The organism is Phenylobacterium immobile (ATCC 35973) (assembly GCF_001375595.1).
In the GTDB taxonomy this organism is placed as follows: domain Bacteria; phylum Pseudomonadota; class Alphaproteobacteria; order Caulobacterales; family Caulobacteraceae; genus Phenylobacterium; species Phenylobacterium immobile.
Map to the genome: position 1 here is coordinate 2,089,907 of NZ_CVJQ01000001.1, position 26,359 is coordinate 2,116,265.

General features: G+C 67.1%; 17 protein-coding genes. 12 read left to right on the plus strand and 5 right to left on the minus strand.

All coding sequences use genetic code 11. The annotated features are described in order from the left end of the window. Positions 1–22: 22 nt before the first annotated feature. On the plus strand, positions 23–2,230 hold the full coding sequence (locus BN1313_RS10260) for a glycosyltransferase (protein ID WP_176695963.1): 2,208 nt from the start codon (positions 23–25) through the stop codon (positions 2,228–2,230). 3 nt (positions 2,231–2,233) lie between these two features. On the opposite strand, the gene BN1313_RS10265 is transcribed toward BN1313_RS10260, so the two are convergent. After that, positions 2,234–3,076, minus strand: a complete 843-nt coding sequence (locus BN1313_RS10265; RefSeq protein WP_176695964.1) for an FkbM family methyltransferase — start codon at positions 3,074–3,076, stop codon at positions 2,234–2,236. 316 nt (positions 3,077–3,392) lie between these two features. Continuing rightward, positions 3,393–4,808: a glycosyltransferase family 4 protein gene (locus BN1313_RS10270; RefSeq protein ID WP_218054344.1), complete on the minus strand. Its 1,416-nt coding sequence runs from the start codon at positions 4,806–4,808 to the stop codon at positions 3,393–3,395. A gap of 159 nt (positions 4,809–4,967) precedes the next feature. Here BN1313_RS10270 and BN1313_RS10275 point away from each other — a divergent pair, with 159 nt between their 5' ends. The 8 genes from BN1313_RS10275 (at position 4,968) to BN1313_RS10310 (ending at position 13,855) form a co-directional block, all read left to right on the plus strand. After that, the gene (locus BN1313_RS10275) at positions 4,968–5,771 is read left to right on the plus strand and encodes an ABC transporter permease (protein ID WP_176695965.1); all 804 of its coding nucleotides are present in this window, start codon (positions 4,968–4,970) and stop codon (positions 5,769–5,771) included. Further along, a complete protein-coding gene (locus BN1313_RS10280) occupies positions 5,768–6,415 on the plus strand; it encodes an ABC transporter ATP-binding protein (RefSeq protein WP_091739989.1) in 648 nt (215 codons plus the stop codon). Before BN1313_RS10275 ends, BN1313_RS10280 begins: the two co-directional genes overlap by 4 nt. Then, positions 6,405–7,517, plus strand: coding sequence for a KpsE/RkpR family capsule polysaccharide export protein (locus tag BN1313_RS10285; RefSeq protein ID WP_091739992.1), 1,113 nt, complete (start codon positions 6,405–6,407; stop codon positions 7,515–7,517). Before BN1313_RS10280 ends, BN1313_RS10285 begins: the two co-directional genes overlap by 11 nt. Beyond that, a complete protein-coding gene (locus BN1313_RS10290; protein ID WP_091739995.1) occupies positions 7,507–9,240 on the plus strand; it encodes a polysaccharide biosynthesis/export family protein in 1,734 nt (577 codons plus the stop codon). Before BN1313_RS10285 ends, BN1313_RS10290 begins: the two co-directional genes overlap by 11 nt. A gap of 112 nt (positions 9,241–9,352) precedes the next feature. After that, a complete protein-coding gene (locus BN1313_RS10295) occupies positions 9,353–10,462 on the plus strand; it encodes a glycosyltransferase (protein ID WP_091739998.1) in 1,110 nt (369 codons plus the stop codon). 27 nt (positions 10,463–10,489) lie between these two features. Continuing rightward, a complete protein-coding gene (locus tag BN1313_RS10300; protein WP_091740001.1) occupies positions 10,490–11,995 on the plus strand; it encodes an MFS transporter in 1,506 nt (501 codons plus the stop codon). A gap of 23 nt (positions 11,996–12,018) precedes the next feature. Further along, positions 12,019–12,483: a MarR family winged helix-turn-helix transcriptional regulator gene (locus BN1313_RS10305; RefSeq protein ID WP_091740004.1), complete on the plus strand. Its 465-nt coding sequence runs from the start codon at positions 12,019–12,021 to the stop codon at positions 12,481–12,483. A gap of 103 nt (positions 12,484–12,586) precedes the next feature. Then, positions 12,587–13,855, plus strand: a complete 1,269-nt coding sequence (locus tag BN1313_RS10310; RefSeq protein WP_091742599.1) for an MFS transporter — start codon at positions 12,587–12,589, stop codon at positions 13,853–13,855. A gap of 6 nt (positions 13,856–13,861) precedes the next feature. Here the strand turns inward: BN1313_RS10310 and BN1313_RS10315 are convergent, their stop codons facing one another. Together BN1313_RS10315 and BN1313_RS10320 are read right to left on the minus strand one after the other, a co-directional pair. Continuing rightward, the gene (locus BN1313_RS10315; RefSeq protein WP_091740007.1) at positions 13,862–14,536 is read right to left on the minus strand and encodes a CDP-alcohol phosphatidyltransferase family protein; all 675 of its coding nucleotides are present in this window, start codon (positions 14,534–14,536) and stop codon (positions 13,862–13,864) included. After that, positions 14,533–15,330 carry an SDR family NAD(P)-dependent oxidoreductase gene (locus BN1313_RS10320; RefSeq protein WP_176695966.1) on the minus strand — a complete coding sequence of 266 codons (798 nt, stop codon included), beginning with the start codon at positions 15,328–15,330 and terminating at the stop codon, positions 14,533–14,535. Before BN1313_RS10320 ends, BN1313_RS10315 begins: the two co-directional genes overlap by 4 nt. 80 nt (positions 15,331–15,410) lie before the next feature. Here BN1313_RS10320 and BN1313_RS10325 point away from each other — a divergent pair, with 80 nt between their 5' ends. The 3 genes from BN1313_RS10325 to BN1313_RS10335 are packed head-to-tail and all read left to right on the plus strand — an operon-like array spanning position 15,411 to position 25,395. Next, positions 15,411–22,616 (plus strand): type I polyketide synthase, encoded by a 7,206-nt coding sequence (locus tag BN1313_RS10325; RefSeq protein WP_091740013.1) that lies wholly within the window; start codon positions 15,411–15,413, stop codon positions 22,614–22,616. Then, a complete protein-coding gene (locus tag BN1313_RS10330; protein ID WP_091740016.1) occupies positions 22,613–23,995 on the plus strand; it encodes an aminotransferase class I/II-fold pyridoxal phosphate-dependent enzyme in 1,383 nt (460 codons plus the stop codon). The genes BN1313_RS10325 and BN1313_RS10330 overlap by 4 nt, the downstream gene beginning before the upstream one ends. Continuing rightward, positions 23,992–25,395 (plus strand): cytochrome P450, encoded by a 1,404-nt coding sequence (locus BN1313_RS10335; protein WP_218054345.1) that lies wholly within the window; start codon positions 23,992–23,994, stop codon positions 25,393–25,395. Before BN1313_RS10330 ends, BN1313_RS10335 begins: the two co-directional genes overlap by 4 nt. Here the strand turns inward: BN1313_RS10335 and BN1313_RS10340 are convergent. Beyond that, positions 25,392–26,354: a lysophospholipid acyltransferase family protein gene (locus BN1313_RS10340; protein WP_091740019.1), complete on the minus strand. Its 963-nt coding sequence runs from the start codon at positions 26,352–26,354 to the stop codon at positions 25,392–25,394. The genes BN1313_RS10335 and BN1313_RS10340 overlap by 4 nt on opposite strands. Positions 26,355–26,359: the final 5 nt, after the last annotated feature.

A 26,359-nucleotide genomic window follows, 5' to 3' on the forward strand; every position in this document is an offset into this window, starting at 1 on the left:
GATGCAATCGCGGATCGGCCCGATGAGCCGCTGGCCGTGGGAGCGCAAATCCGTATCGCGCCCGCAGGCCGTGGCGCCTGATGCTGCGGCGACCGCCCTGGTCGAGGCGTCGCCTGCGACCATGGACGAGGCAGATCGTCTGCGTGACGCCGGGGATTGGCCGAACGCGGCGTCGGCCTACCGTCGGTTCCTGGAGGCCGAGCCGGACCACGTTGCGGCCTGGGTTCAGTATGGCCACGCCAGCAAGGAGGCCGGCCAGCTTGAGGAGGCGGTCGGCGCCTATTTGCGCGCGACGACACTGGCGCCGCAGGACGCCGACGCCCAGTTGCAGCTGGGCCATGGTTTGAAACTGTCGGGCGAGGTGGTGCGCGCCACCGAGGCCTATCGGCGCGCTTATGAGCTTGCGCCCGATCTGGCTGACGCCCGCAGCGAACTGATCGCTCTGGGCGCCCGCGAACTGATCGACGAGCCTCCTGGCGACCAGGATGCACTCTATGAGGTGTCGCGCGAACTCGACGCCTTGCGTCGCGCCATCACCCGACTCGAAAAGCGGCTGCCGGCGCTCGAGGCGTTCGCCACCATCCCCTTGGCGCACCACGCCGAGTTTCGGCGGGCCTTTGACGTCGTCGGCGATCCCGGCGCGGCGGCGTCACCCGTAGCCTTCGCAATCATCGTCGAGGCGGCGGAGGACGATCCCGCCGGCCTGCGCGACACCTTGCTCAGCCTGATGGACCAGAGCCATGGCGCCTGGACGGCGACCGTCAGGGCGCACCCGCGCCTGCTGGCCGATCGCGCCGGCACCTACGGCCATCTAGACGGCCGAATCCGTCTGGTCCCCGGCGACGACGGCTTGGCCCGGCAGGCCGATCTGGTCGTTGCGCTGCGCGCCGGCGTCACCCTGGACCCCCGCTCGCTCGCCTGGTTCGCGGAAACCATGCGCCGGACCGGCGCGTCGGCGGCCTATCCCGATTTCGACCACCGGCGGCGCGGTGCGCACAACGTCGTGGCGCATAGCGATCCGCGGCTGTTGGGCCCCTTCGAGATCGACGCCTTGCTCCAGTCGGAGGAGCTTCTGCAGGCGCCTTGTTTCGTTCGCGAGGTGTGGAACAGCGTCGGCGGCGACGAACTCGCCTGGGCGGACCGTCTTCGGGAAGGGTTTCTGACCGCGCAGGGTGACGGGCCGATCGCCCATATCCCGCGGCTGCTGGCGAGCCGGCCCGTACAGACCGCCCGCGATCCAGCCCCCGCAGCCTCCGTAATGCGGGGCGCGTGGTTGCATTCAGCGGCGCTGGACGGGGCTCCGGTGACGGTCTGGCCGCCGAGCGACCCAGCCGAACGCATCACCGTGATCATCCCCTCACGGGACCGCCCGGACATGCTGGGCGCCTGCGTCGAAAGCCTGATCGCCCATGCCAAGGATCGGGTTCGCCTCGATATCCTGATCGTCGACAACGCCAGCGAACAGATGGCGACGAAGCTGGCGCTGCAAGACTACGCCCGGGCCGGCGTCGCGCGCACCCTGCGGGTTGAAGAGCCGTTCAATTGGTCCCGTCTGAACAACCTGGCGGCGAAGACCGGCCACGGCCTGCTCCTTTTTCTCAATGATGACGTCGTCATGCTGACGCCGGATTGGGACGAACTGCTGCTCGGTTACGCCCAGCAGCCCAGAACCTCGGTGATCGGGGCCCGCCTGGTCTATCCGGACAGGCGCATCCAGCATGCCGGTGTAGCGCTGAGCTGCGATGACAGCCCAAGGCACGAAGGCGTCGGCCGGCCGGCGGCTGACAGCGGGCCTGGCGAGCGTTGGGCGCGGACGCGTTCGGTCGGTGCGGTCACAGGCGCATTCCTGGCGGTGCGCAAGGATCTATTCGACACCCTGGGTGGCTTCGATGAAGCGGGGTTACCCATTGATTTCAGCGACGTGGACTTCTGCCTTAAGGCGCGGGCGGCGGGCGGCAAGGTGGTCTATGCGCCAGCAATCAGCCTTATCCACGCGGAGTCGCAGAGCCGCGGATTGAACGTCCGCGCCCGCGAGCGAGCCTGGGAAGCCAGCGAGTTGACCGTGCTGCAAGAACGCTGGGGCCGCGGCATGCTGTGGGACCCGGCCTCCAACCCGTACTACAGGCCTTCGGGGCGGCCGGTGGAGGCGCTGCGAGCGCCGGCGATCGCGGCCGTCTGGGACTGGATTGACGCCAGCGTGTCGCCGAACCCGTGGGGCATACGTTCCTGAAACTCACCGCTTCAGAAAAAGCATCACGTCGTCGTAGGCCTCAAGCACCTCATTGAGGGTGATCGGTTTGATCGTCCCCTCGTAGGTGATGTGGCGAAGTTTGAAGAGATCGGTGATCTCCTTCATGAAGGCCTGCGCCTGCTTGGGATAGCGGCGGCAGTTCACCTCCATCATGATCTGAATCTGCGGGTTGGCGAGGATCGTCCTGCGCATGCCGCGCCAGACGCCCATCTCGGCGCCCTCGACGTCGATCTTCACGAAATCGACCTTCGGCAAGGCCATGTCGTCGATGGACGTCAGGGGTACGGTGGCGGATTCCCAGTCGGGATGTGGCGGCGTTTCGCAGATCAGGGCGTTCTTCGGCTCGCCCGGCGGCATGTACAGCGTGACGGTGCCCGGCCCATCGCCCAAGGCGACACCCTTGACGTCGACGATGCCGGAGAAGCCGTTGATGGCGACATTGCGCTCGAGAAGACGGCGCGTACCCGGCATTGGCTCGATGGCGACGACCTTGCCGTTGTGCCCGGTCAACTCGCCAAGCAGCACCGTGTAGTAACCGACGTTCGCGCCCGCATCGATGCAGACCATGCCCGGCATCACCGTGTCGGTCATGACCTTGGTGACCCACATCTCCCAAAAGCCGTCGGCGATCAGATGGGGGCCAAGGCCTTCGTCCCGGGTGGAGACGTACATCTTGAACCGCGCGAGCGTGCGGCAGAGCATGGTGTCGTCGCCCAGGTAGGCCGCGAAGGCGAGCCTTCGGCACTGGCCCTCCCAGTCAGCCTTGTCAGGGGACGACAGCAGGGTCCGAGGCGCCACAAGGGCGTAGGACGAATGATCAGGCATATCGTTCTGCCCCCCCATCGGTCGATTCTCGCGGGCCTGCGACAAGGTCCAGCGCCTCATGATGATCGTGCTCCCCCTCGGCGACAAGCGTCGCCGGGACCTGTCTGGCGACCAAGCTCAGTCGCGGCGCCCTGCCCCAGTCGCACGGTCGTTTGCACATCCCGAACGCTCAGGCCACAGCTCCTGATGGCACAGCTGCTGCGCTGAAGCTTCAAGACTCGGTCGCGTTCGACCCGCGGAAGACCACGCGACGCCGATTCTGCCCGCGGATAGGGCGCAACGTCTGCAAAGCGGCCCAGCCCGTCGACCTCAAGCATCAGAATCGCACGCCCAGCTGGCTGTAAAGCGCCGACAACCGGCCGCGATAAGCCTCGGGCGTAAAGCGCGCCGCCTGCGCGAGCCCGCGGCGGGACAATTCGTCCCGAAGGCCAGCGTCGCCGTCCAGCCGACGCACAGCTTCGCCAATGGCGCGCGGGTCGTAAGGATCGACCAGCAGCGCGGCGTCCCCCGCGACTTCGGGCAGGGAGGAGGTGTTGGAGGTGATGACCGGCACGCCCAGCTGCATCGCCTCCAGCACCGGAAGACCGAAGCCCTCATAGATCGAGGGGAAGACCACCGCCTTGGCGCCACGGATCAGGCTGATCAGCATCGAATAGGGGACGTAGTCGAGCCGCATGATCGAGGCCTCGGCCCGCTCGCGCGCTGCGGCGGGCGCGCCCCCCGCCGCCAGACCCTGGCGCACCGACCAGCGCTCCAGGGGCGCGACGGCGCCTGAGCGACGCTTTTCAGCGAGCGGCATCAACCGCAGTTCCTGCTCGGACTTCCAGGCGGCCTTGCCGACCAGAAGCAAGGGCGTCTTCACATTGGCGGTGAGGAAACCCTCGATCAGTCGACCGACGTTCTTCTTGGGCTCGATCGCGCCGAAGAACAGGAAGTAGCCCTGGTGAGGCAGGCCAACGGCGCCGGCGACGTCGCTGCGGGCCTGGTCGGCCGAGCGCAGGCCCTGGGCGCCGAAGTCGACCGCCTGGTAGGTGTTGGTCACCTGCTCTTCGCGGACGCCCATGATCCGCAGGATGTCGGCCTTCGACGTCTCTGACACGGTGACAATGTGGTCGGCGCGGCGGCCGATCATCTTCACCATCTTCAGGTAGCGCTTCTTGTGGTCCAGCGTGGTGTGCGGCAAGCGCAGGGGCACGAGGTCATGGACCGTGTAGATATTCTTGGTCGCCTCCATCTCGATGGGGATCGGGTAGGTCCAGTGCATCACCTCCGGCGGGTTGGGCACGCGCACCTTCAGCAGGCGGCCCCAGGCGTGGAAGTGATTGTGCGCCAGGACGAACAGATTGCGGCTGTTCAAGATCCGGTCGAAGGCCGGCAGGCGGTCCTTGAAGTCGGCGGCGACGACATCGCCGCGAATCGGCACCTCGGTCACCTTGACCGGCGCCAGCGTCCGCAGGGCCATAAGAGCGCCGAGGGGGTAGCTGTCGATCTCCAGCAAAGGAGAAGCGTCGAAGAAGCCGATCTCCTGGAGCAGGTCGATATCAATCTGACGCTCGCCGCCGACGTCGCGCCGGGCGGGGATGTTCCGCCCATAGAGGACATCAACCGAAGCGCCCAGATCCTTGAGCACATAACTCAGGTTACGGCTGTAGGTGGCGATGCCGGTGCCTTGCTCTAAGGCAAGATTATAGCCGTCGAGGCCGATATGCGGCCGCCGGTCCCGCCCCGCCAACTTTTCATCCTCTGGCCTTGGTCCTTGCCTCTCCCTTAGCCGGAAACGCCGGCGCATGTTCAGGCAATCTCAACGGCATAGCGAAATTATGCGGGGTGGCGCTTGTTCGCAGGCGCCGCATCGCTAAAAGGGTTCACGCGTCGTCAGGTGGGAAACTACGTGTCACAACAGTTTGCTTCCGGCGCCCTTTGGCGGGGCGCGCGCATCCAAGTGCGCGTGATCGGCGCATTGATCGTCCGTGAGTTGCAGACGCGGTTCGGCCGCGAAAACATCGGCTTCCTGTGGATGATCGTTGAGCCGGCGATGCTGGCCATCGGCATTACTGTGATCCACTTCGTGATCGCCGTGCCGCTGCCTGAAGGCCTGCAGCCGATTCCCTTCTACGTGTCAGGCTACGTGCCCTTCATGCTGTTCCGCTACAACGCGATCCGCGCCGGCAACACGATCCTGAGCAATCGGGTGCTGATGTACCATCGGCAGGTGCGGCCGCTGGACCTCCTCCTCGCCGCGACGCTGCTGGAGGTCGCAGCGAGCCTGATGGTGCTGTTCCTGTTGCTCTATGGCGCCGCCTGGGCCGGGTTCTCTCCATGGCCAGAGCGGCCGCTGCTGCTGATCGCGGGCCTGGTGATGATGTGGTGGCTGGCCACAGCGACATCGATGATCGTCTGCGCGCTCACCCAGTTCTTCCCTGGCTTCTTCGAGCGGCTGATCCCTGCGTTCCTTTATCTGAGCGTGCCGTTCTCGGGCATGTTCTTCCGGATCGATTGGCTCCCTCAGCGCCTGCGCGAGATCTTCGTCTGGATCCCCATCCCGCAGATCGTCGACATCTGCCGGCTGGGCGTCTGGAGCCACCTTGAACCCAACTACATCCGCGTGCCCTACCTGTTTGGCTTCTGTGGCGTGCTGACCCTCGTGGGGCTCTTCTCGCTCAGCGCCGTGCGCAGCCGGATCAAGTTCTCATGATCAAGCTGACCAACGTTGTCCGAACCTATCCGACGCGTCGCTCGACGCGGAATGTCCTCGATGGCGTCAACATGACCGTGGAGCGTGGACAGTCGCTCGGCATCATGGGGCGCAACGGCGCGGGTAAATCCACCCTGACCCGAATCATCACCGGTATTGAACGGCCGAACCGCGGCACGATCGAACAGACGATGAGCATCTCGTGGCCGCTGGGCTACTTCGGTGGTTTCCACGGCGCCCTCACCGGGGCCGACAACACGAAGTTCATCTCGCGGATCTACGGCCTCGACGCCGATGAGATGATGGAGAAGGTCCAATCGTTCGCCGAATTGGGCGAATATTACTTCATGCCGGTCATGACCTATTCGGCGGGCATGTCGGCGCGCCTGGCCTTCGGTGTTTCCCTGGCGGTAAACTTTGACTGCTACGTGGTCGATGAGATCACAGGTGCAGGGGATCATAGTTTCGTCGTGAAGAGCCAGGCTGCGCTCCAGTCGCGCCGGGAGAATGGCGCCTTGATCCTGATCTCTCACGATCCGGCGGCGCTGCGCATGTTCTGTGACCGCGGGGCCATTCTTGAGAACGGCCAACTCACCCCCTACGAAACCGTCGAAGAGATGATCGAGGCCTATTATGCCCTATGAATCCGCCTCTTCAGAGGTCGCACAGCGGAGCGCCGAGATTCGTTCCCAAGTCCGCGGGGTGTTCGCGCGACACAAGTGGGCCATCCTGCTGATCGTCGCGCCGACGCTCGTGGTCGCTTTCTATCTCTACGCCTTCGCCGCAGACCAATATGTCTCCACCGCAAGCTTCCTGCTGCGTGGTCCGTCCAGCGCAACGACAGCGGAAGCGGTCCCGGGCCGCCTGGCGCGCATGGGCCTGGGCGGCGACGCGCCGGCCAGCGAGGAAGCCGCCGGCGTCGCGGCCTACCTGGAATCGCATGACGCCTCCTCCGAACTTCAGCGCCGCGTCGATGTGATCTCGATGTACCGTAAGACCGGCACGGACATCCTCGCGCCGATCAAGCCGAAGCCCACCCTTGAAGAGCTTACGAAGTACTATCGCAAGCATATAGACGTGAACTTCGACAAGGGCGCCGGCATCATCAAGCTGGAGACGCGGGCGTTCACGCCGGAAGACTCCAAGACGATTTCCGAGAACCTGCTGGTGATGAGCGAGGAGTTGGTCAACAACTTCGGCCGTCGCGCCCAGGCGGACGCCCTGCGCGGCGCCCGCGCTGAGGTCGAACGCACCCGCAATCAGTTGGCCGCGGTCGGTGGCCAGAGCACCTCGTCCTCGGTCGTCCTGGGTGTCGTCGGCGGGTTGGAAAGCCAACTGGCCAATGCGCGGGCCGAATACGCCGCCGCCGCAAGCTATCTGCGGCCGGAAAGCCAGCGCCTGCAGCAGTTGGGCGCTCGCGTCTCGGCGCTGCAGGCCCAGGTCAGCCGTCAAGGCGGCCGCCTCGACGGCCCGGCCTCGGCGCAGTCGCCGGCCGGCGACCGCGTCATCTCCGACCGCCAGTTCGCCATGGCCGAGTACCAAGCGGCGCACTCGTCCTACGAGAGCGCGCGCGGGCAGGCCGGGCGTCAATCGCAGTATCTGGTCCGGATCAACCAGCCGAACCTGCCGCAAAAGTCGCTCTACCCGAACCGCGGCTTCATCATTCTGACCGTCTTCGTCAGCCTTCTCGTCGCCTATGGCGTCGGCTGGCTGATCATCACCGGGGCTCGTGAACATGCAATGTAAAGCCGGACGCCTGAAGAAGGCGGCGCTTGGACTGTTCGCGGTCTTGCTGGCGTTCGCGCCGGCAGGCCTCGCCCAGGCGCAGACCATCAGCGATGTGCTGTCGCGCGCCGCACCCGCCCAAACCGTCACCGAGCGCGCCGGACAGGCGACCGCAGCGGAGGGCGGCCCGGTGGTTCAATCCGCGATCGGGCAGAAGTCGCTGATTGTGAAGCCCGACCCGTTCGGCGCATCGCTGTTCACCAACACGGCCGCCATGAGCAGCGATGCGATCAATCCTGAATACGTCATCCAGTCCGGCGACCGGATCTCGGTCAGCATCATGGGCGGCGCCGACGTCACGGCGGGTGGTGCGCCCTCGACGCCGCAAAGCATCGTGGTCGACGCCCAAGGCAATGTGTTCCTACCTGACATCGGTCCGGTGCACGTGGCCGGCATGCGCGCCGATAGCCTGCAGCCGGCGGTCGCCGCCGCAGCCAGCCGGGTCTTCACCTCGCGGGTGAACGTCTATGCGGTGCTTGAGACGACCCACAAGGTCGGCGTCTACGTCGCCGGCTACGTCCTGCGCCCCGGCCGCTACGGCGGTTCGGCGTCGGATTCGGCCCTCGACTACCTGATCCGCGCCGGCGGGGTTGATCCGTCTCGCGGCAGCTATCGCAACATCCAGGTGCTGCGAAACGGCCTGACTGTCTACAACATCGACCTCTACCAATTCCTGCTGACCGGCGAGAAGCCCGGCGCCCTGCTGCGCGAGGGCGACACCATCCTGGTCGGCGAGCAGAACGCCATGGTTGAAGTCGCCGGCGCCGTGCGCAACGCCTACCTCTTCGAACTGCCGGGCCGCGAGGCGCCGGGGTCGGAGATCATCGGCATGGCCCGCCCGCTGCCTTCGGCCACCAACGCCGCGATCAGCGGAACGCGCGACACCAAACCCTATTCGACCTATCTGACGCTGGGCCAGCTGGCGACCACGCCACTGCGCGACCAGGACAAGGTGATTATCGTCGGCGACGAACCCGCCGGCACCGTTCGCGTCCGCGTCGAAGGCAGCCGGATCGGTCCCTCATACCTGGTCCTGCCCTCCGACACGCGCCTGCCGGCGGCCCTGGAGCAGATCAACGTCAACCCGGCCCTGGCCGACAAGGGCTCGGTCTACATCTTGCGCGACAGCGTCGCCGAGCAGCAACAACGGGTGATCGAGGAGGCCCTCGACCGCCTGCAACGGCAGCTGTTCCTCGCCGTGTCGCCGACCGCCAGCGTCTCGACCATCCGCGCCTCGGAAGCCCAGTTGGTCTCCACCTACATCGAAAAGGCCCGGCGTTCGCCGGCGGAAGGCCGCGTCGTCGTCACCAACACGAGCGGCCAGATCGCCGATGTCCGACTTGAAGAAGGCGATGTGATCGTCATTCCGGCCCGCTCGCAAACCGTGCTGGTGTCCGGCGAAGTGCTGTCGCCCCAGGCCGTGCTGTGGGAGCCGCAGATGAAGGCGGGCGACTACGTCAAGCGGGTCGGCGGCTACAGCGAGCGCGGCCGTCCCGGCAAGTGGATGATCCGTCGCGCCAACGGCGAGATGGTGACCCGCGGCAAGGGCGATATCCGCGCCGGGGACGAGCTCATCATCTTGCCCTACATCGATCCCAAGCTGTTCCAGATCGGCGTCGACCTGACGTCCCTGGTCTACCAGGTGGCTGTGGCCAGCGCGGCGCTCAACGGCTTGAACAACTAAGCGCGCCGGCGGAACGACCTTCCATGGACGTTCCGCCGGGCTTGCGCTCGACCTCACCCGCCTGTTCGTCAGCGCCCTGCGGGCAAAGCCGCGGGGCATTGACCGTGTGGAGATGCTGTACGCCCGCTGGCTCTTCACCCGCTGGCCCGGCGCAGCGGTGTCGGTGCTGAGCACGCCCTTCGGCGCGCTCAGCTATCCCCGCGCCCGCGCAATCATCGGCCTGGACATCCTTGAAGCGATTTGGGGAGAGACGTCGCGATCCGCACTTCTGCAAGATCTGATCCGCATCACCGGCTCGCTGGGACGCCCCGCGCGATCCGGCGTCCCGCAAAACGCGATCTATCTCAATGTCGGCCAGGTCGCGCTCTCTGCGCCGAAGACGCTGCGATGGCTGGATGCGCGCGCCGACGTCACACCGGTGTTCATGCTGCACGACCTGATCCCTGTGGATCATCCCGAGTTCGCCGGGCCCGGCGAAGTCGCCTATTTCGAACGCATCCTGCAGAGTCTGCTGAGGGCGCGCGGTCTTATCCTCAACACCCACGCCGTGGCCGAACATCCGCGCCTCAGAGGACTGACGGCGCGCCGGATTGTGGCGCCCCTCCCCCTTTCCCCGGCCTTTCTCGCCTCCGCCAAGCCATCTGGAGAGAGCACACCTTACGTTCTCGCCTATGGCGAGATCGAGCCCCGCAAGAACTTCGCCGTGCTCGCCCGCGCCTGGCGGAGCCTGGGGCGCGACAGTCCCGCCCCTCGGCTGCTGATCGTCGGCGCGGCCGGCGAAGCCCTGGCCGGACTGACGCAGTCGATTGACGCCTGGGACCCGCAGCGCCACAGGGTGGAAGTCCGCCACGGCCTGTCGACCGATCGCCTGCGCGATCTGATCGGCGGCGCGCACGCCGTCTTCGCTCCGTCCTTCGCGGAGGGCTTCGGCCTCGCCGTCGCAGAGGCGCTGGCGCTGGGAACGCCCGTGTTCGCCTCCGACATCTCCGCTCACCGCGAGGTCGGGCGAACGCACGCGTCCTACCTGCCTCCGCACGACGCCGTAGCTTGGGCGAAAGTGGCGCTTGAGCTGGCTGACCCCGTCCGCCTCGCGCGGATCCGGGCGCAGGCGGCGGGGGAAACCCCGACAACGCCTGACGCCTACTTCGGCAGCATTCAGGGAGCGCTCCTGGAACTCGCCTTGACCCGCGAGCCAACTCCGCTAAATGGTTCGGATATCTAACCGGTTTGATGCGCCGGCGTCGCCGGCATGACCGCCAAGGATCTGATGAGCCCGGTCGACGAACCCCTCGACGATATTCGCGCAAAGCCCGTCCCCGGGCCCATCCGCGGGCCCGTCGCCACGCCCGCGACGCCGACCGTCGGTCGGCCCGCCTGGGTGGTGCCGATCATCATCGGCACAGCGCTGTTCATGCAGAACATGACCTCGAACATCGTCTCCAACGCCCTGCCGGCGATCGGCCGCGCCCTGCATGAAGATCCGCTCCGACTGAACCTGACGATCACCATGTTCACGCTCGCCATGGCGGTCTCGCTGCCCGTCAGCGGCTGGCTCGCCGACAAGGTGGGCGCAAAGAAGATCTTCGCCCTGGCCATCGTCCTCTTTGCGATGGCCTCGGTCTCTTGCGGCTTCGCCCAGAACCTGCCCCAGCTTGTCATCGCGCGGGTTTTCCAGGGCATGGCCGCCGCCATGATGGGTCCTGTCGGCCGCCTGGTGCTGCTGCGGACGACGCCCAAGACCGAGCTCGTCTCCGCCATGTCGCTCATGACCATGCCGGCGGTGCTGGGGCCGATGGTAGGGCCTATCCTGGGTGGGGCGATCGTCACCTTCGCCGACTGGCGCTGGATTTTCTTCGTCAATATCCCCTTGGCGATCGCCGGCCTGTTCCTGGTGCTCAAGTTCGTACCGAACGTGAAGGAGCAGAAGGTCTCGCCCATCGACCTCGTCGGCATCGCCCTGACCGGCGTGGGCCTCGCCAGCTTCATCTTCGCCTTCGAGGACCTGGGCCGTGACGGTCTGCCGCCCATGATCGAAGGTGGGCTGTTCGCCCTCGCCGTCGTTTGCCTCGGCGGCTACTGGCTGCATGCCCGCAACAATCCCCACGCGATCATCGACCTGTCGATCTTCAGGCTGCAGACCTTCCGCACCTCGGTCGTCGGCGGCGCGTTCATGCGCCTGGCCCCCGGCTCGCTGCCTTTCATGTTGGCGATGCTGCTGCAGGTCGCCTTCGGTCGCTCGGCCTTCGAAGCCGGCATTCTGACGGTGGTCGCCGGCCTGGGTTCGCTGGCGATGAAGACCGCTGCGCCGCCGATCCTGCGGCGCTTCGGCTTCCGCACCACCCTGTTGGTCAACGGCGCCATCGTGGCCGCGACCTTCATGGCCATCGCCTTCCTGAAGCCGTCGACGCCGCAGTGGATCATCATGGCCGTGCTCGGCGCGGGAGGCTTCTTCCGCTCGCTGCAGTTTACGAGCCTCAATGGCATGGCCTACGCCGAGATCGAACAGGCTCGGATGAGCCGGGCGTCGACGACGTCGGCGATGATGCAGCAGCTGACCCAGTCGATCGCTGTCGGCCTCGCAGCCAGCCTGATGCATTTCTTCACCGTGCGGCACGGCGAAACCCGCCTGACGCTGGCGGCGATCTCGCCGACATTCCTGGTCATGGGCCTGCTCACGCTGATCTCAATGATCTACTATGCGGCCTTGCCAAAGAACGCTGGCGACGAGATGAACGGCCGCCGGACGCCTGGCTGACCATCACCTGGATTGCGAACCGAATGAGCTCCGCCCCGATAGACGCGCCGAAGGCCTCACGACAGAGCGTCTCGACCTTGGCTGAAGACCTGCGCCCGACCTTGCTGCGGGTCTCGCGCCGGCTGCGGCAGGAGGCCCAGCGCCTAGGCGCCTCGGCGCTGGACATCACCCTGCTGGCCCATATCAAACGCCACCCTGGGATCGGCGTGTCCGGCATGGCCGAGCTCGAGCACATGTCCAAGCCCAGCATGAGCGGTCACATCAAGCGCCTCGAGGCCGCGCGCTTGATCGCCCGTGTCGGCGACGCCGAGGATGGACGCCGGTCGGGCCTGAACCTGACCCACGAGGGCGAGCAACAGCTGATCGCAATCCGCCAGCTGCGCAATGACTGGCTCGCCGCCCGGCTAAGCCTTCTGTCCCCCGAGGAACGAACCAGCCTGGAAGCGGCGATCGAACCCCTGCGGCGCCTGGTGAGCATCGACATCTGAGGCGTTGGCGGCGTGGGCGTTGCCCACGAGCGGTCTTGACCCCGGCGGCGACGGCCCGCAATCAGCAGATCGGGTCACGGCCGATATCGGCCTCGGGGGGACCATGAGCGATCACCAAGGCGCCTCGCACCGGCGCATCCTGGCGGCGAGCCTGGTTGGCACGGCGGTCGAGTTCTACGACTTCTACATCTACGCCACCGCCGCCTCGCTGGTGTTCCCCAAGCTGTTCTTCCCGCAGGCCTCGGCCTCCGCCCAGCTGATGAGCTCATACGCCACCTTCGCCATCGCGTTCTTCGCCCGACCTCTAGGCGCCTCGGTCTTCGGTCACTTCGGCGACCGGCTGGGCCGCAAGTCGACCCTGGTCGCCTCGCTGCTCCTGATGGGCGGGTCCACCGTCGCGATAGCCTTCCTGCCAACCTACGCCCAGGCCGGGTGGCTGGCGCCGTTCCTGTTGTGCGTGCTGCGCTTCGGCCAGGGCTTCGGGCTTGGCGGCGAGTGGGGGGGAGCCGCGCTGCTGGCGGTTGAGAACGCCCCACCCGGGAAGCGCGCGCGCTACGGCATGTTCCCACAACTGGGCGCGCCCGTAGGCTTCATCGCCGCCAACGGCCTTTTCCTGCTGCTCGGCGTGCTTCTGACCCAGGAACAATTCATCGCCTGGGGCTGGCGAATTCCCTTCGTCCTCAGCGTGCTGCTGGTGGGGGTCGGCCTTTGGGTGCGTCTGAAGCTGACGGAAACGCCAGCCTTCGCCGCCGCGATGCATGAGGCGCCGCCCTCAAAGGCGCCGCTGGGCGAACTTCTGCTGCGCCACCCGCTGGAGACGCTTGCGGGCACCTTCGCCGTCGTCGCCTGCTTCGCCATCTTCTACATCGCCACCGCCTTCGCCCTGGGCTACGGCACGACCGCGCTGGGTTACAGCCGCGAAGTTTTCCTGGGCGTCCAGCTCGGGGCCATCGGCTTCATGGCCGCCGGCATCATCTGGTCCGGCTTCTGGTCCGACGCCACCAGCCCACGCCGTGTGCTGATGGTGGGTTGCGCGGCCACGGTGCTCGGCGGCTTTCTGCTGGGCCCCGCCATGGGCGCCGGCGCGCTTCTGCCGATCTGGGCCTTCCTATCCTTCGCCCTCGTGCTGATGGGCCTGGTGTACGGACCCCTGGGCGCCTTTCTGCCCGGTCTGTTTCCGGCGCGGGTGCGCTATACCGGCGCTTCGGTGGCGTTCAACGTCGGCGGCATCCTGGGTGGCGGCTTGACGCCGATGATCGCGGGCGCCCTGGCGGCGGAGGGCGGGCTGGGCGCGGTCGGCCTCTACCTCAGCGGTGCGGCCCTGGTCAGCCTGGTCGCGCTGTTGTTCCTCAAGAGAGAACCGGCGGTCTAGGGGCGGCTATTCGGGACGTTCCGGCCGGGGATCTTCCTTGGCCAGTTCCCGCAGCTGGCCGACGAAACTGGCGACGAAGACGATGAAGGTCCCTACGCTCCAGAGCAGGAACAGCAGATTGGGGTAGGTCATCGGCAGGACGCCGAAGGTCTGGCTTGGCACGAAGAAGATCAGGGTGTTCAGGAAGACGCCCACCAGCCGCATCTCGGTGAGACCCACGCCGCCATAGGCCAGCTTGTGCACAGGCGACACGCCAGCGCGGATGTAGGACAGCGACGAGGTCATCAGTAGGATGCTGAAGGCCAGGAAGCAGAGCTCCCAATTGATGACCCCAGACAGGCCGATCCCGATGGCGATCAGGAACTGCGCGACCATGTCGAGGCCATTGTCGAGGAAGTAGCCGAAGCGATTGCGGGCGATCCGGCGATAGCGCGCAAGGGTCCCGTCCAGAGAATCCCCGAACCAGTTGATGACGAAGCCGACCGAGGCGAGAAACAGCCCATAGCTGGTGTAGGGCGTCAGCAGGTAGCCGACGAAGGTCACGCCAGCGCCCGCAAAGCCGATTGCGGTGAGGATGTTTGGCGTGATCCACAGCGGCAACCGCGCCGCGAGCCAAAGCAAGGTGGGCCGTTCCAACGCATCGAGCCAACTGCCCAACCGCTGGTGCGTACGCTCCGTCAACGAGCCCCTCCATCCGCCCCGATTCGCACCGCAAGGTCGCCGAGGGCCTTATCCCCGACCGACGCCGGCAGGAGATCAAGCAATCGCAACAAGAGTGCGATGCGGCGGGGGAAAATAGTCCTAGGCGCGCGCTTGTCCAGCGCGCGCCGAATGCGATCGGCGGCGGCCTGGGTGGTGACCATCAGCGGCTTGTCGCCATGGAAGCGCTCGGTCATCGGGCTGGCGAAGAAGCCGGGGGAGGCCACCGTCACCGACACGCCCAGCGGCGCCAGCCGTCCGCGCACGGATTCGCCGTAGATCCGGGCACCCGCCTTGCTGGCCGCATAGGCCGGCATATAGGGCAATCCACGGAACGAAGCGGTCGAGGCGATGACGCAAATCTGGCCGCGCCGCCGCGCGATCATGAAGGGCGCGATGGCCTCGACGGCATAGACGACGCCCAGCAAATTGGTGCGGATCAGGCCCGCCGCGGCGTCGAACCCGTCCAGCGCGTCGTCGGCGGCCGGGCCCGTCATGACGCCCGCGTTGGCGATCAGGATGTCGATCGGGCCTTCGGCTTCGAGACTTTCCAGCCAGGCCTTCATACCCGGTCCGTCGCCGGCGTCGAGGACCGCGGTGACCACCTCGGCGCCCTTATGCCGGACCTCCGCAGCGGTTTCGGCGAGGCGCTCGGCGTGGCGACCGGTTAGCGCCAGAAAAACGCCGGGCGCCGCATAATCCAGCGCCAGTCTTCGTCCCAGGCCGCTCGATGCCCCCGTGATGACGAATCGACGTTCTGCGAACGAAGTGCCCATAGGCGACAGGTGGCATGATTGGCGCTGGCTGAACATTCCTCTAATGTACGGCGCGAGCTGGGGATTTTGCTTTGAAGACAATGGACATCGCCATCGTCGGCGCCGCGTGCCGTCTTCCCGGCGCACCGTCTCTTTCGGCCTTGGCGGACCTTCTGTTCAGTGGTCGTGACGCCGTCACAGAGATTCCCAACGATCGTTTCGCCAAGCGTTTCTATCTCGACACTGACGCTCAGCAGGCCGGCAAATCCTACACCTTCGCCGCGGGCGCGCTTGAAGGCGTCGATCTGTTCGACGCGGGCTTCTTTGGAATGTCGCCCCGCGAGGCGGTGCATACCGATCCGCAGCAGCGGCTGCTGTTGGAGCTGGCTTACGAGGCCCTCGAAGACGCCGGCACGCCGCCATCGCAGGTCAGCGGCACCAGGACCGCAGTCTATGTCGGGTGCTCGGCGTGGGACTACGCGACCCTGAAGCTTGGCGACGTGTCGCTGATGGATTCGCACTCGATGCAGGGGCTTTCGCTCTCGTCGCTGTCGAACCGGCTGTCCTTTGTGTTCAACCTGCGCGGTCCCAGCCTGACGATCGACACGGCGTGCTCCTCGGCGCTGGTCGCCCTGCACATGGCCTGCGAGTCCCTCCGCAATGGCGAAGTCGACCAGGCGATGGTCGGCGCGGTCAACCTGCTGCTCTCACCACAGAACTTCGTCGGCTTCAGCCGCGCCTCGATGCTGTCGCCAACCGGGCGCTGCCACGCTTTCGACGCCCGCGCGAACGGCTATGTTCGCGCGGAAGGCGGCGGCGTGGTCATCCTGAAGCCCTTGGCGGACGCCCAGGCCGCCGGCGACGAAATCCGCGCGGTGATCCGCACCACCGGCGTCAACTCAGACGGGCGCACCTCAAGTTTCTCCGTACCCGGTCGAGAGGCGCAGAAGCGCCTGCTGGAAGAGGTTTACGCCGGCGCCGGCATCTCGCCCAATGACCTGTCCTACGTCGAAGCGCACGGCACCGGGACGCCGGTGGGCGACCCGATCGAAGCCGGCGCGCTCGGCGAGGCCCTGGCCCAGCGGCGTCGGCGCCCCCTGCCGATCGGCTCGATCAAGAGTAATGTCGGCCACCTCGAGGCCGCTAGCGGCATGGCCGGGCTGATGAAGCTCCTGACCATTCTGGAGCGTGGTGAGATTCCGCCTTCGCTCCATTGCGAGACGCCCAATCCCAACATTCCCTTCGCCGACCTGAACCTGTCACTCACGCCGCGCGCGCGACCGCTTGAGCCCGGGGATCACGGCGTCCTGCTGGGCGTCAACTCTTTCGGCTTTGGCGGCACAAACGCCCACGCCGTCCTGGCCGCCCCTGCGCCGCAACCCGTCGCGGCCAGCGCCGGCAATGTCGCCCCACCGCTTTTGATCTCCGCCAAGACCGAGGCGGCCCTGCAGGACCTGGCGCGCGAATGGTCGCAAAGGCTGCGCCGTGAAAGCGTCTCCGGCGGCGCGGCGCTCGCCCGCGCGGCGGCCCGTCGCCGGGAAGCCTTTGATCACCGCCTGGCGGTGCGCGCCGGCCGGCCCGATGTAATGGCTCATGACCTGGACGCCTGGCTGGCGGGCGCGGAGACCAGCGCCGTGGCGGGTCGCGCCACCCAAGGCGGTCTGGCGTTTGTTTATTCTGGAAACGGAAGCCAGTGGGCGGGCATGGGCGCCGACGCCTACGCTCATTCCACAGCCTTCCGCGACGCCATCGCCGCGATCGATACGACTTTCCAGCCGCTCTCAGGCTGGAGCTTGGCGGCGGCCCTGCGCGACGGCATCGACGAGACAAGCCTGGGCGACACCGAGCGCGCGCAACCGCTGCTGTTCGCGCTGCAAGTGGGCGCCACTGTGGCTCTGCGGGCCGCAGGCGTCGAACCGGCCGCCGTTGTTGGCCACAGCGTTGGCGAGGCTGCTGCGGCGTGGGCAAGCGGCGCCCTTACCCTCGACCAGGCGACGGAAGTGATCTTCCACCGGAGCCGTCTGCAACAGACGACTCACGGCCAGGGCGGGATGGGGGTGCTGAACGTTTCCGTCGAGGTCGCCGAGCCGCTGCTCGCGCGGCTGGCGCCGGACCTGCACATCGCCGCCATCAACGGCCCGCAGGCCCTGACCGTCGCAGGCTCCGACGCTTCGCTGGCCAAGCTGCAATCGGCGGCGCGCGAAGAGCGGCTGGCCTATCTGCGTTTGCCGCTGAACTACGCCTTCCACTCCCCGGCCATGGATCCAATTCAAGGCGCACTGATGGAGTCCCTGGGCGGACTCAAGCCGGGCTCCCCGTCGATCCCGATGCTGTCGACGACCACCGGCCGCGAGGTCGCCGCCGGTGAGTTGGACGCAGACTACTGGTGGCGCAACGTGCGACTTCCGGTCCGCTTCGGCGAAGCGGTCAACGCCCTGGCCGAACGCGACTTCCGCATCTTCATCGAGATCGGTCCCAAGCCGACGCTCTTGTCCTATGTGCAGTCGGTATTGAAAGCGGCTGGCGCGAGCAGCGTCACCCGCCCATCCCTGACCGCCAAGCCCTCGCACCGCGATCCCTTCCCGGCCATCGCGGCCCAGGCGTTCGTCGATGGCGTCGATATCCGCAACGCCCGCGCTTTTGACGGGGCTGCGCCGCATCGCCGCCTACCGGCCTATCCTTGGCAGCGCCAGCGCCATTGGGGCGGCGCGACGGTCGAAGGTTTCGAGGTCAGCTCGCCGATCGAGGACCACCCTCTTCTGGGGTTCCGGCGTGACGAGAGCCGGCGGATCTGGACGAACGTACTGTCGTCCTCGCGCATGCCATGGCTCGCCGATCACTGCGTGAACGAGGTCCCTGTGCTGCCTGGCGCGGCCATGCTGGACATGGCTTTCGCCGCGGCCCTGTCGCGCAATCCCGGCGCGACGGGCGTGGAAGTCACGGACGTCGAGTTTCTACGCCCTCTTGTGGTCGAGGGCGCTCGCGAACTCGCCTTCGAGATGATCTCGTCAGACGTCTTCGAGGTGTCCAGCCGTCCGCGCCTGCAGGCTGAAGACCGCGTGGTCTACGCACGCGGCAGGATCGCCGTGGCTTCGACGACAGAGCCGCTATTCCGCCCCGTCGGCGGCGGCGCGCCGGTGTTGATGAGCGCTGAGGCCTTTTACCGGCGCACGGCGCAGGTCCATCTTGACTATGGACCCGAGTTCCGGACCGCCGATCACGTCAAGCTGTTCACCCCCGACGAGGCGGAAGCCACGTTCAAGAGCCCCGGCTCGCGAAGCGCCCTCGAGCCGGGCTGGCTCATTGATCCGCGACTTCTGGATGGCGCGCTGCAGACGATGGTCGCGACCCGATCGTTGGACGCCTCCAAGCCTGGCGACGGCGTGCTGCCCTGGCGCTTCGGGCGCGTCAGGCTTCTGAAGATTGGCGCCGAACCGGTCCGTGCGGCCGTCCGCCTCAACCGCATCGGACCAAAGGCCCACTTGGCGGACTTCGCGCTGATGGACGTCGGCGGCGACATCGTCGCCGAACTGCTGGGATGTTGGTTCGCCCGCGTGCGGCCAGGGCGCGCCGAAGCGCCTGAGCGCGTCTTCCAGACCGTACGGATCCCCACGCTCCAGCAGCCTGATCACGATGGCGTCGCCCTGCCCGCGCCGAGCCCGGAGGCCCAGGCCGCCGACGCCTCGCAGGTGCTCAGCCAGGCCTTCGCCACCGCGTCGGCTTACGAGACCCTCAGCAGGCTGGCGAACGACGGCGATCTGTCGTTGGAGGCCCTGACCGCCCGCGGCGACCTTGATCCGGAGCAGACGGAGCTTTTCACCGATCTGGTCGACTGGCTGTTGGAGGACCGCCTGGCGCGACCCGACGGCGCCGGCTGGACGCTGGCGACCGACAGCGGCCTGCCCGCCGCGGCCGAGATCTGGCAGTCGCTGGTGTTCGACGAACCCGCCGCTATCGCCGACGTCGCCCTGGCTAGCGCCACCGCGGCGCGTTTGGCCGACGTCCTAAAGGGCGAGGCGAAGACCGGCGAAGGTGCGGCCGCATTGCGTGAGCAGTTGTTCCAGGCCTCACCGACCGCCGTCGCGGGCGCGGAGGCCTTGGCCGCCGCCGCCCAAGAGGTGATCGCCGCCTGGCCCAAGACACGACCCTTGCGCATTGGCCTGTTGGGTGAGCCCACCCCGTCTCTCGTCCGCGCCCTGATCGCCCAGAGCGAGAATGCGGGGCTGATGACCCGGATCACCCTGGCTGGCGGCGCGCACCTCTCGTCGACCGTCGCGACCGAACTGAAGCGGCTTCCCGGGACAACCCTGGTCAAGTCGGCTGAAGACCTTGACGCCGAAACACGCTTCGACCTGGTGATCGGCGCCTTCGCCTTAAGCCTAGGGGCGGTGACGCCGCCGCGTCTGGCGCGCGCCGCCGCCGGGAACGCCAGGCTGCTGCTGCTGGAACCGCAGGAAAGCCGCGTCTGGCGCCTGATCAGCGCGCCTGCAGGCGCCTCGTCGAGCACCGTCTCGGCCTGGATCGAACAGCTTAGCCAGGCTGGCCTGGATGTCGACGTCGCCGCGCCGGTCGCCGCGAAGGTCTGGCCGGGCTCGATCATCTACGCTCGCGCCAGCAAGGCGCCGTCTACGACGCCCGCCGCGCCGACATTGGTGGTCTTTGGCGTCTCAGCCCTCGGCGAGAGCTTGGCTCAAGGCAAACCGCAACCCATCGAAGACCTGGGTGCGGCGCTCACGGCCGGAATCGAGGGCGAGTTGGTGCTGACCGCGCCTGACACGGCCAACGCCGCCTCGCTCGCAGCGTTCAGCGGCGCGATCGCCCCGCTGGCGCCGCTGCTTTCCGGCGCCGAAGGGCGGACGGTCTGGCTGGTCTGCCGCGATGACAGCGACGGCCCCGCCGCCAAGGCCTTGGCGGGTCTGCGCCGGGTGATGCGGAACGAGGGGATCAACGCCCGCTTCGTGCGCCTCGCGGCAAAGACATCCATAGAGCGCCTGCTGGCCGAAATCGCTGCGCCGGACTCCGAGGAAGAGCTTGTCCTGACCCCTGAGGCGCGACTGGCGCCCCGCATTCGCCTTGGCGGACGGCCGGCTGTTCAACCGAAAGGGGCGCTGCGCCTGGAAATCCAACGGCCGGGCCTGTTGGGGTCGCTGGCCTGGGAACCGCTTGAACTCCCGGCCCTGGGCGACAGCCAGGTCGCCATCGAGGTGAAAGCCTCGGGCCTCAACTTCCGCGACGTCATGTGGGCGCTGGGCGTCCTGCCGGACGAGGCGCTGATGGACGGCTTCAGCGGTCCGACGCTGGGTCTCGAATGCGCAGGCCTGGTCACCGCCGTCGGCGTCGGCGTCACGGCCTTCAAGCCGGGTGATCGGGTCGCGGCCCTGGCTCCGGCGGCGCTGGCGACCCACGTCATCACCGAGGCTTCGGCCTGTATTCCTATTCCCGAGACCATGGATTTCTGCGCCGCGGCGACCCTCCCGGTGACCACCATGACTGTGATTTACGCGCTCGGCCATCTGGCGCAGCTGAAGCCCGGCGAACGGGTGCTGATCCATGGCGGCCTGGGCGGGGTGGGCCTCGCCGCCATCCAGTACGCCAGCTATCGCGGCGCAGAGATCTACGCCACCGCCGGCTCCGCCGATCGTCGCGCACTGTTGAAATCCCTGGGCGTAAAACACGTCTTCGACAGCCGCACGGCGGCCTTCGCCGACGAGATTCGCGCCGCGACCGGCGGTCAGGGCGTGGATGTGGTGCTGAACTCGCTGAGCGGCGAACTCATGCAGCAGTCGCTCAAGCTGATGCGGCCCTTCGGTCGTTTCCTCGAGATCGGCAAACGCGATCTCTTCGCCAACAGCGAGATCGGCCTTCGGCCCCTGCGCCACAATGTGACCTACTACGCCGTCGACGCCGACCAGCTGCCCTTGCTGGCGCCGGAGCTGGCCAGCACAATCTTGGAATGGACCGCGAAGTTCCTCGCCGCAGGCGACATGCGCGGCCTGCCCTATCGCGCCTACGCGGCCTCAGACATCGTCGACGCCTTCCGGCTGATGCAAGGCTCGGGCCACATCGGCAAGGTGATCATCGTGCCGGACGACCGCGAGGCGACCGCGATCGCCAAGGGGAAGGCGGACTTCGCCATCCGGGGCGACCGCACCTACCTGGTGACCGGCGGCGCAGGCGGCTTCGGCCTGGAGACAGCGCGCTGGTTGGCCGACCGCGGCGCGCGGCACCTGGCCTTGCTCAGTCGCCAGGGGCCGTCGACGCCGGGGGTCGAGACCGCACTGGACGCCTTCAAGGCGCAGGGCGTCGACGCCCGCGTCTATGCCTGCGATGTCAGCGACGAAAGCGACCTTGCGGGGACCCTGGCGGAAATCCGCGTCGCCCAGCCGCCGCTCGCCGGTGTGATCCACGCCGCCGTCGTCATGGACGATGGTCTGCTCGGCGATCTGAACGCCGAGCGCTTCGGCGCGTCTCTTCGGGCCAAACTTGATGGCGCAACGGCGCTTGATCGCCTGACCCGTAGCGATCCGATCGAGCTCTTCGTGCTCTACTCGTCGATCTCCTCAGCGATCGGCAATCCCGGCCAGGGCAATTATGTGGCGGGCAATGCGGCCATGGAGGCGGTCGCCTTGCGCCGCGCCGCGGAGGGCTTACCGGCGCTCGCGGTGCAGTGGGGGCCGATTTCCGACGCAGGGTTCCTGGCGCGCGACACCCGCACGCGTGAGTTGATCGAACGCGTCATGGCCTCTGGCGAACTGACGGCGCGGACCGCGCTCGACGCCCTGCCCGCCCTGATTGAAACGGGCCTGCCGGTTGTGGGTTTTGCGGTCGCCGATTGGAGCCAGCTCAAGCGGCAGATGCCGATTGGCGCGACGCCGCTGATGTCGGAGAGCGCCGACGAGGACGGCGCGCGAACCTCGGAATCCTCGATCCGCGATCAGATCATCAACCTGCCTGCGGACGAGGCTCACGCCCTGGCCGAGGCCTTCCTGGTTGATGAGGTGTCCGAGATCCTGCGGCTCGATCGCCATGAGGTCGATGTCGAGCGGCCGATTTCGCAGATGGGATTCGACTCGCTGATGATGCTGGAACTTCACCTGGCGGTGGAGTCTCGTCTACGGGTTGAACTGCCCCTCATGTCGGTGGGCGGCGGGGCGACCCTCCGCTCGATCGCCAACCGGGTGGTGCGCGGTCTGCGCGCTGAAGGCGAGCGCGATGATGTGGGCGAGGCCGAGGGCGAGGACATCGCCGAACGAATGCTGCGCCATGAAGGCGCTGGCGACGACGCCATGGTCGATCCCAGCGAATGAGCGAGGAAAAGCCGGGCTTCGGGCTCTCCGCCGATGTGAAGTCAAAGCTGTTGAACCGGCTGAGCGCGCAGATGGCCAATCGCCCGGCGGCGGGCGTCGCGGCGGTCGAGGCGCCGGCGCCGGTGTCATCCAGGCCGGCCCTAGGCCACCCCAGTGTGCTCGAAGAGATCGCCATGCTACGGCGCGCCGGAGACGCGCTGGGCCTCGAGAGCCCGTTTTTCCGCGTGAACGAAGGTCTTCCGACCCCGTGGTCGGTGATCGATGGCCGGCGCGTGCTGAATTTCTGCGCCTACAACTACCTAGGCCTGAATGGCGACCCTCGCGTCACCGCGGCGGCCAACGCCGCAGCCGAGCGGTACGGCACTTCAGTCTCTGGAAGCCGCATCGTCTCCGGCGAGCGACAGGTTCACCGTGACCTGGAAGCCGCGCTGGCGAAAGTCTACCAAGCCGATGACGCGATCGTTCTGGTGAACGGCCACGCCACAAACGTCACCGTCATCTCGCATCTGGTGGGCCCGGGCGATGCGGTGATCTGCGATGCGCTCTCGCACAATAGCATCATCCAGGGTGCGCAGTTGGCCGGCGCCAAGCGGCGCAGTTTCCTGCACAATGATCTCGCCGATCTCGACCGGGTGCTGGGTGAATTCGGCGACACGGTGAAGCGCCGACTGGTGATCGTTGAAGGCTGCTACGGGATGGACGGCGACGCGCCGGATCTGGCCGCCATGATCCCGATCATCCGCCGTCACCGCGCCCATCTGATGGTCGACGAGGCGCACGGCCTAGGCGTCCTGGGCGAGCGTGGCTTGGGTGTTTTCGAGCATTGCGGAGTCGACCCAAGGGAGGTCGATGTCTGGATGGGCACGCTATCCAAGACTCTGGCCACCTGCGGCGGCTTCATCGCTGGATCAGTCGAGATGGTGGAGTACCTGCGCGCCTCGGCGCCTGGATTCCTGTTCTCAGTGGGGATGCCGGCGCCGACGGCGGCGGCCTCGCTCGAGGCCCTACGCATCATGCTGGCCGAGCCTGAGCGAATGGAGCGACTTCGCACCAACGGTCAAGTGTTCGTCCAGGCCGCGCGCGCGGCCGGCCTCGATGTCGGCGAGACCTTGGGCCGCGCCATCATTCCGGTGATCATCGGCTCGTCGCTACGCACAACCTTGGTGGCTGATCGGCTGTGGAAGCGCGGGATCGCCGCGCAACCGATCCTCTATCCCGGCGTGCCGGAACGTTCGGCGCGACTGCGGTTCTTCGTAACTTCCGAGCATGCGCCCGAGGATTTGCGCTGGGCGGTCTCGGAGGTGGCTAACGCCCTCGCCGAAGTGGGTCAAACGACGCCCCAGGCGCTGGCGGACCTCAAGACGAAGCTCAGGAAATGAACGTCTCCGTCGGCGGCCGACGGATGCGGGAGCAGGCCGGAGACGGCTGGCTGGAGCCCGTGCATCCGGAGCCGCATACTGACCAGCAGAGCCAGCTGGCGATCATCTGGAGCGCGCGGCGCGACATGCTGGCGAGCTGGCGCGCAGCCGACTACGCCGCGGGAATTACAGACTTCAGCCTGCTGGGTCGGCGCATGGTCATTGTCAACACGCCGGATGGAGTGCGCCAGGTGCTGGGCGCAGGCGGCGATCTCTATGAGCGTAAGAGCCCGCAGATGCGGCGGGCGCTTGAGTTCTTGTTGGGCGACGGCCTGTTCATCTCCGACGGGGAAACCTGGTCACGGCGTCGGCCCTTGGTCGCCGAGATCGTCGGCAAGGCGCGCGTCCCAGGCTTTGCGCCCCTGATGGCGCAAGCCGCCCAGGACATGGTCGAAGACTGGGCCGTGCGCGACCTCAGCGGGCCTGTCGATGTGCTGACGGAAATGGGCGTACTGACCGCCGAAATCATCTCCCGCACCCTGTTCGGCGTGCAGCTTGGTCGCGCTGACGCCCAGGCGGTGATCGAGGGCTTCGCCGCGTATCAGCGGCGGATCGACGCCTTCAACGTCGGCTATCTGCTGGGCTTCGACGACGGCCTGCCTGTCTTCAAGACCCTGGCCCTACGCCGCGCGGTCAAGCGCATCCACGCCGTAGTGGAGAAGGTGGTCGAGGCTCATTTGGCCGGCCAGGGCGACCATACCATCATGCTCGACATGCTGGAGCTGCGCCGGCGGCGCCGACCGGACGCGCCTGTCGGCCGCGACGCGCTGCGCGACGAGGCCGCCACCCTCTTCATGGCCGGCCATGAGACGACGGCGGCGACCCTGGCCTGGGCCTGGCACTGCCTGTCCAAGGCGCCCTGGGCCGAGGCCGCCCTGCATGCCGAGATCGACCTGGTTTGCGGCGGCCGCCCGCCGGCCTACGGCGACGTGCCCAAGCTTGCCTACGCCCGCGCGGTCGTCGAGGAGACGCTCAGGCTCTATCCGCCGGTCGCGATCCTGGCGCGCCAGGCCGCCCGCCGCGACAGAATCGGAGACGTCGAAGTTGATCCGGCCGCCGTGGTCCTGATCTCGCCGTGGCTGCTGCATCGCAGTCCCGACCTTTGGGATCATCCTGATCGCTTCATGCCCGAACGATTTATGGGCGAGGAGCGCCCGGACGCCTACGCCTACATCCCCTTCGCAGCGGGCCCGCGCACCTGCCCCGGCATGAATTTCGGCCTGACAGAGGCGACCTTATGTCTGGCGACGCTGGCGCAGAAGTTCCGGCTTCGACCCGCGCCGGGCTGGTCGGTGGAGACCGAGTGCCGGCTGACGCTCAGGCCGCGAGGCGGCCTGCCGATGATGATCGAACCTCGCTAGGACGCGACCCCGTCGCCTTCAAGATCGAGGTCGAGCACGTAGAACCATTCGTCCAGATGGTCGCGCACGATCGGCTCGATCAGGGCGTTGAGCCGCGCCACGTTGTCGACCAGATCCGCCGCGGCGTCTCCGGTGTCGGTCACCTGGAAGCGAGGCTGGAAATTCACGGTGAAGCGGGCGGCGTCGCCCTCGCGGGCGCAATAGACCGGAATGATCGCCGCACCCGTCAACTTCGCCAGACGAAAGACATAGGCGATGTTGCCATCGGCGCTCTGTGGCCGCCCGAAGGCCGGCGCATTCACTTTGCCGCGGGTGAAGTCATCCACGTGCAGCACCAAGGGCCCACGCGCTTTCAGCTCGCGCACCATGGCCCTTCCTGCGGTGGCGCTAGCCATGATCTGTCGGCCGCCGAACCCCTCGCGGATCCTGGTCATCAGCGCGCGCTCGAAGCGGTTGGGCAGAGGCAGCGCGATGGCCGCGCCCATGTAGCCGAGCTTGATGCCGCTGATCGGAATCAACTCCCAATTGGCCAAGTGCAAGGAGGCGACCAGAATCGGCGCGCCAGAGTCACGCAGCGCGGCCATGTGCTCGGCGCCCTTCACGGTGACGCGGCCCTGGTCCCACAGCTTGTCGAGAACCGCGAACTCGGTGACGGTCCGCCCGACGTTGCGCCACAGGCGAGCGACCGCGGCGTCGACCTCTGCGTCGGTGGCGGCCTCAGGTCGCAGCCTGCGCCAGGCTAGGCGAGCGCGGGCGTCTTCAGCCGGGTAGATCCTGGGCGAGAATTTGCCCGTCCAGGCGCCGAACCCGGAGGCCCAATCCACAGGCAGCGCCCTCAAGACCAGGTGCGCGCCCCACTTGTAGGCGCCGTCCACAACGTCGGCGATCCAATACCGGCGGGCGGCGACGCGACGCTCCCGCTCAGGGCTAAGGAGCCAGTGCAGCGCCGGCGCGGGCATAACGG

Bases quoted from the DNA above. Each gene is read 5' to 3' on its own strand.
- BN1313_RS10260 (WP_176695963.1), top strand. From the start codon at position 23: ATGAGCCGCTGGCCGTGGGAGCGCAAATCCGTATCGCGCCCGCAGGCC.
- BN1313_RS10265 (WP_176695964.1), bottom strand. From the start codon at position 3,076: ATGCCTGATCATTCGTCCTACGCCCTTGTGGCGCCTCGGACCCTGCTG.
- BN1313_RS10280 (WP_091739989.1), top strand. From the start codon at position 5,768: ATGATCAAGCTGACCAACGTTGTCCGAACCTATCCGACGCGTCGCTCG.
- BN1313_RS10285 (WP_091739992.1), top strand. From the start codon at position 6,405: ATGCCCTATGAATCCGCCTCTTCAGAGGTCGCACAGCGGAGCGCCGAG.
- BN1313_RS10290 (WP_091739995.1), top strand. From the start codon at position 7,507: ATGCAATGTAAAGCCGGACGCCTGAAGAAGGCGGCGCTTGGACTGTTC.
- BN1313_RS10295 (WP_091739998.1), top strand. From the start codon at position 9,353: ATGCTGTACGCCCGCTGGCTCTTCACCCGCTGGCCCGGCGCAGCGGTG.
- BN1313_RS10300 (WP_091740001.1), top strand. From the start codon at position 10,490: ATGACCGCCAAGGATCTGATGAGCCCGGTCGACGAACCCCTCGACGAT.
- BN1313_RS10305 (WP_091740004.1), top strand. From the start codon at position 12,019: ATGAGCTCCGCCCCGATAGACGCGCCGAAGGCCTCACGACAGAGCGTC.
- BN1313_RS10310 (WP_091742599.1), top strand. From the start codon at position 12,587: ATGAGCGATCACCAAGGCGCCTCGCACCGGCGCATCCTGGCGGCGAGC.
- BN1313_RS10320 (WP_176695966.1), bottom strand. From the start codon at position 15,330: ATGGGCACTTCGTTCGCAGAACGTCGATTCGTCATCACGGGGGCATCG.
- BN1313_RS10325 (WP_091740013.1), top strand. From the start codon at position 15,411: ATGGACATCGCCATCGTCGGCGCCGCGTGCCGTCTTCCCGGCGCACCG.
- BN1313_RS10330 (WP_091740016.1), top strand. From the start codon at position 22,613: ATGAGCGAGGAAAAGCCGGGCTTCGGGCTCTCCGCCGATGTGAAGTCA.
- BN1313_RS10335 (WP_218054345.1), top strand. From the start codon at position 23,992: ATGAACGTCTCCGTCGGCGGCCGACGGATGCGGGAGCAGGCCGGAGAC.
- BN1313_RS10340 (WP_091740019.1), bottom strand. From the start codon at position 26,354: ATGCCCGCGCCGGCGCTGCACTGGCTCCTTAGCCCTGAGCGGGAGCGT.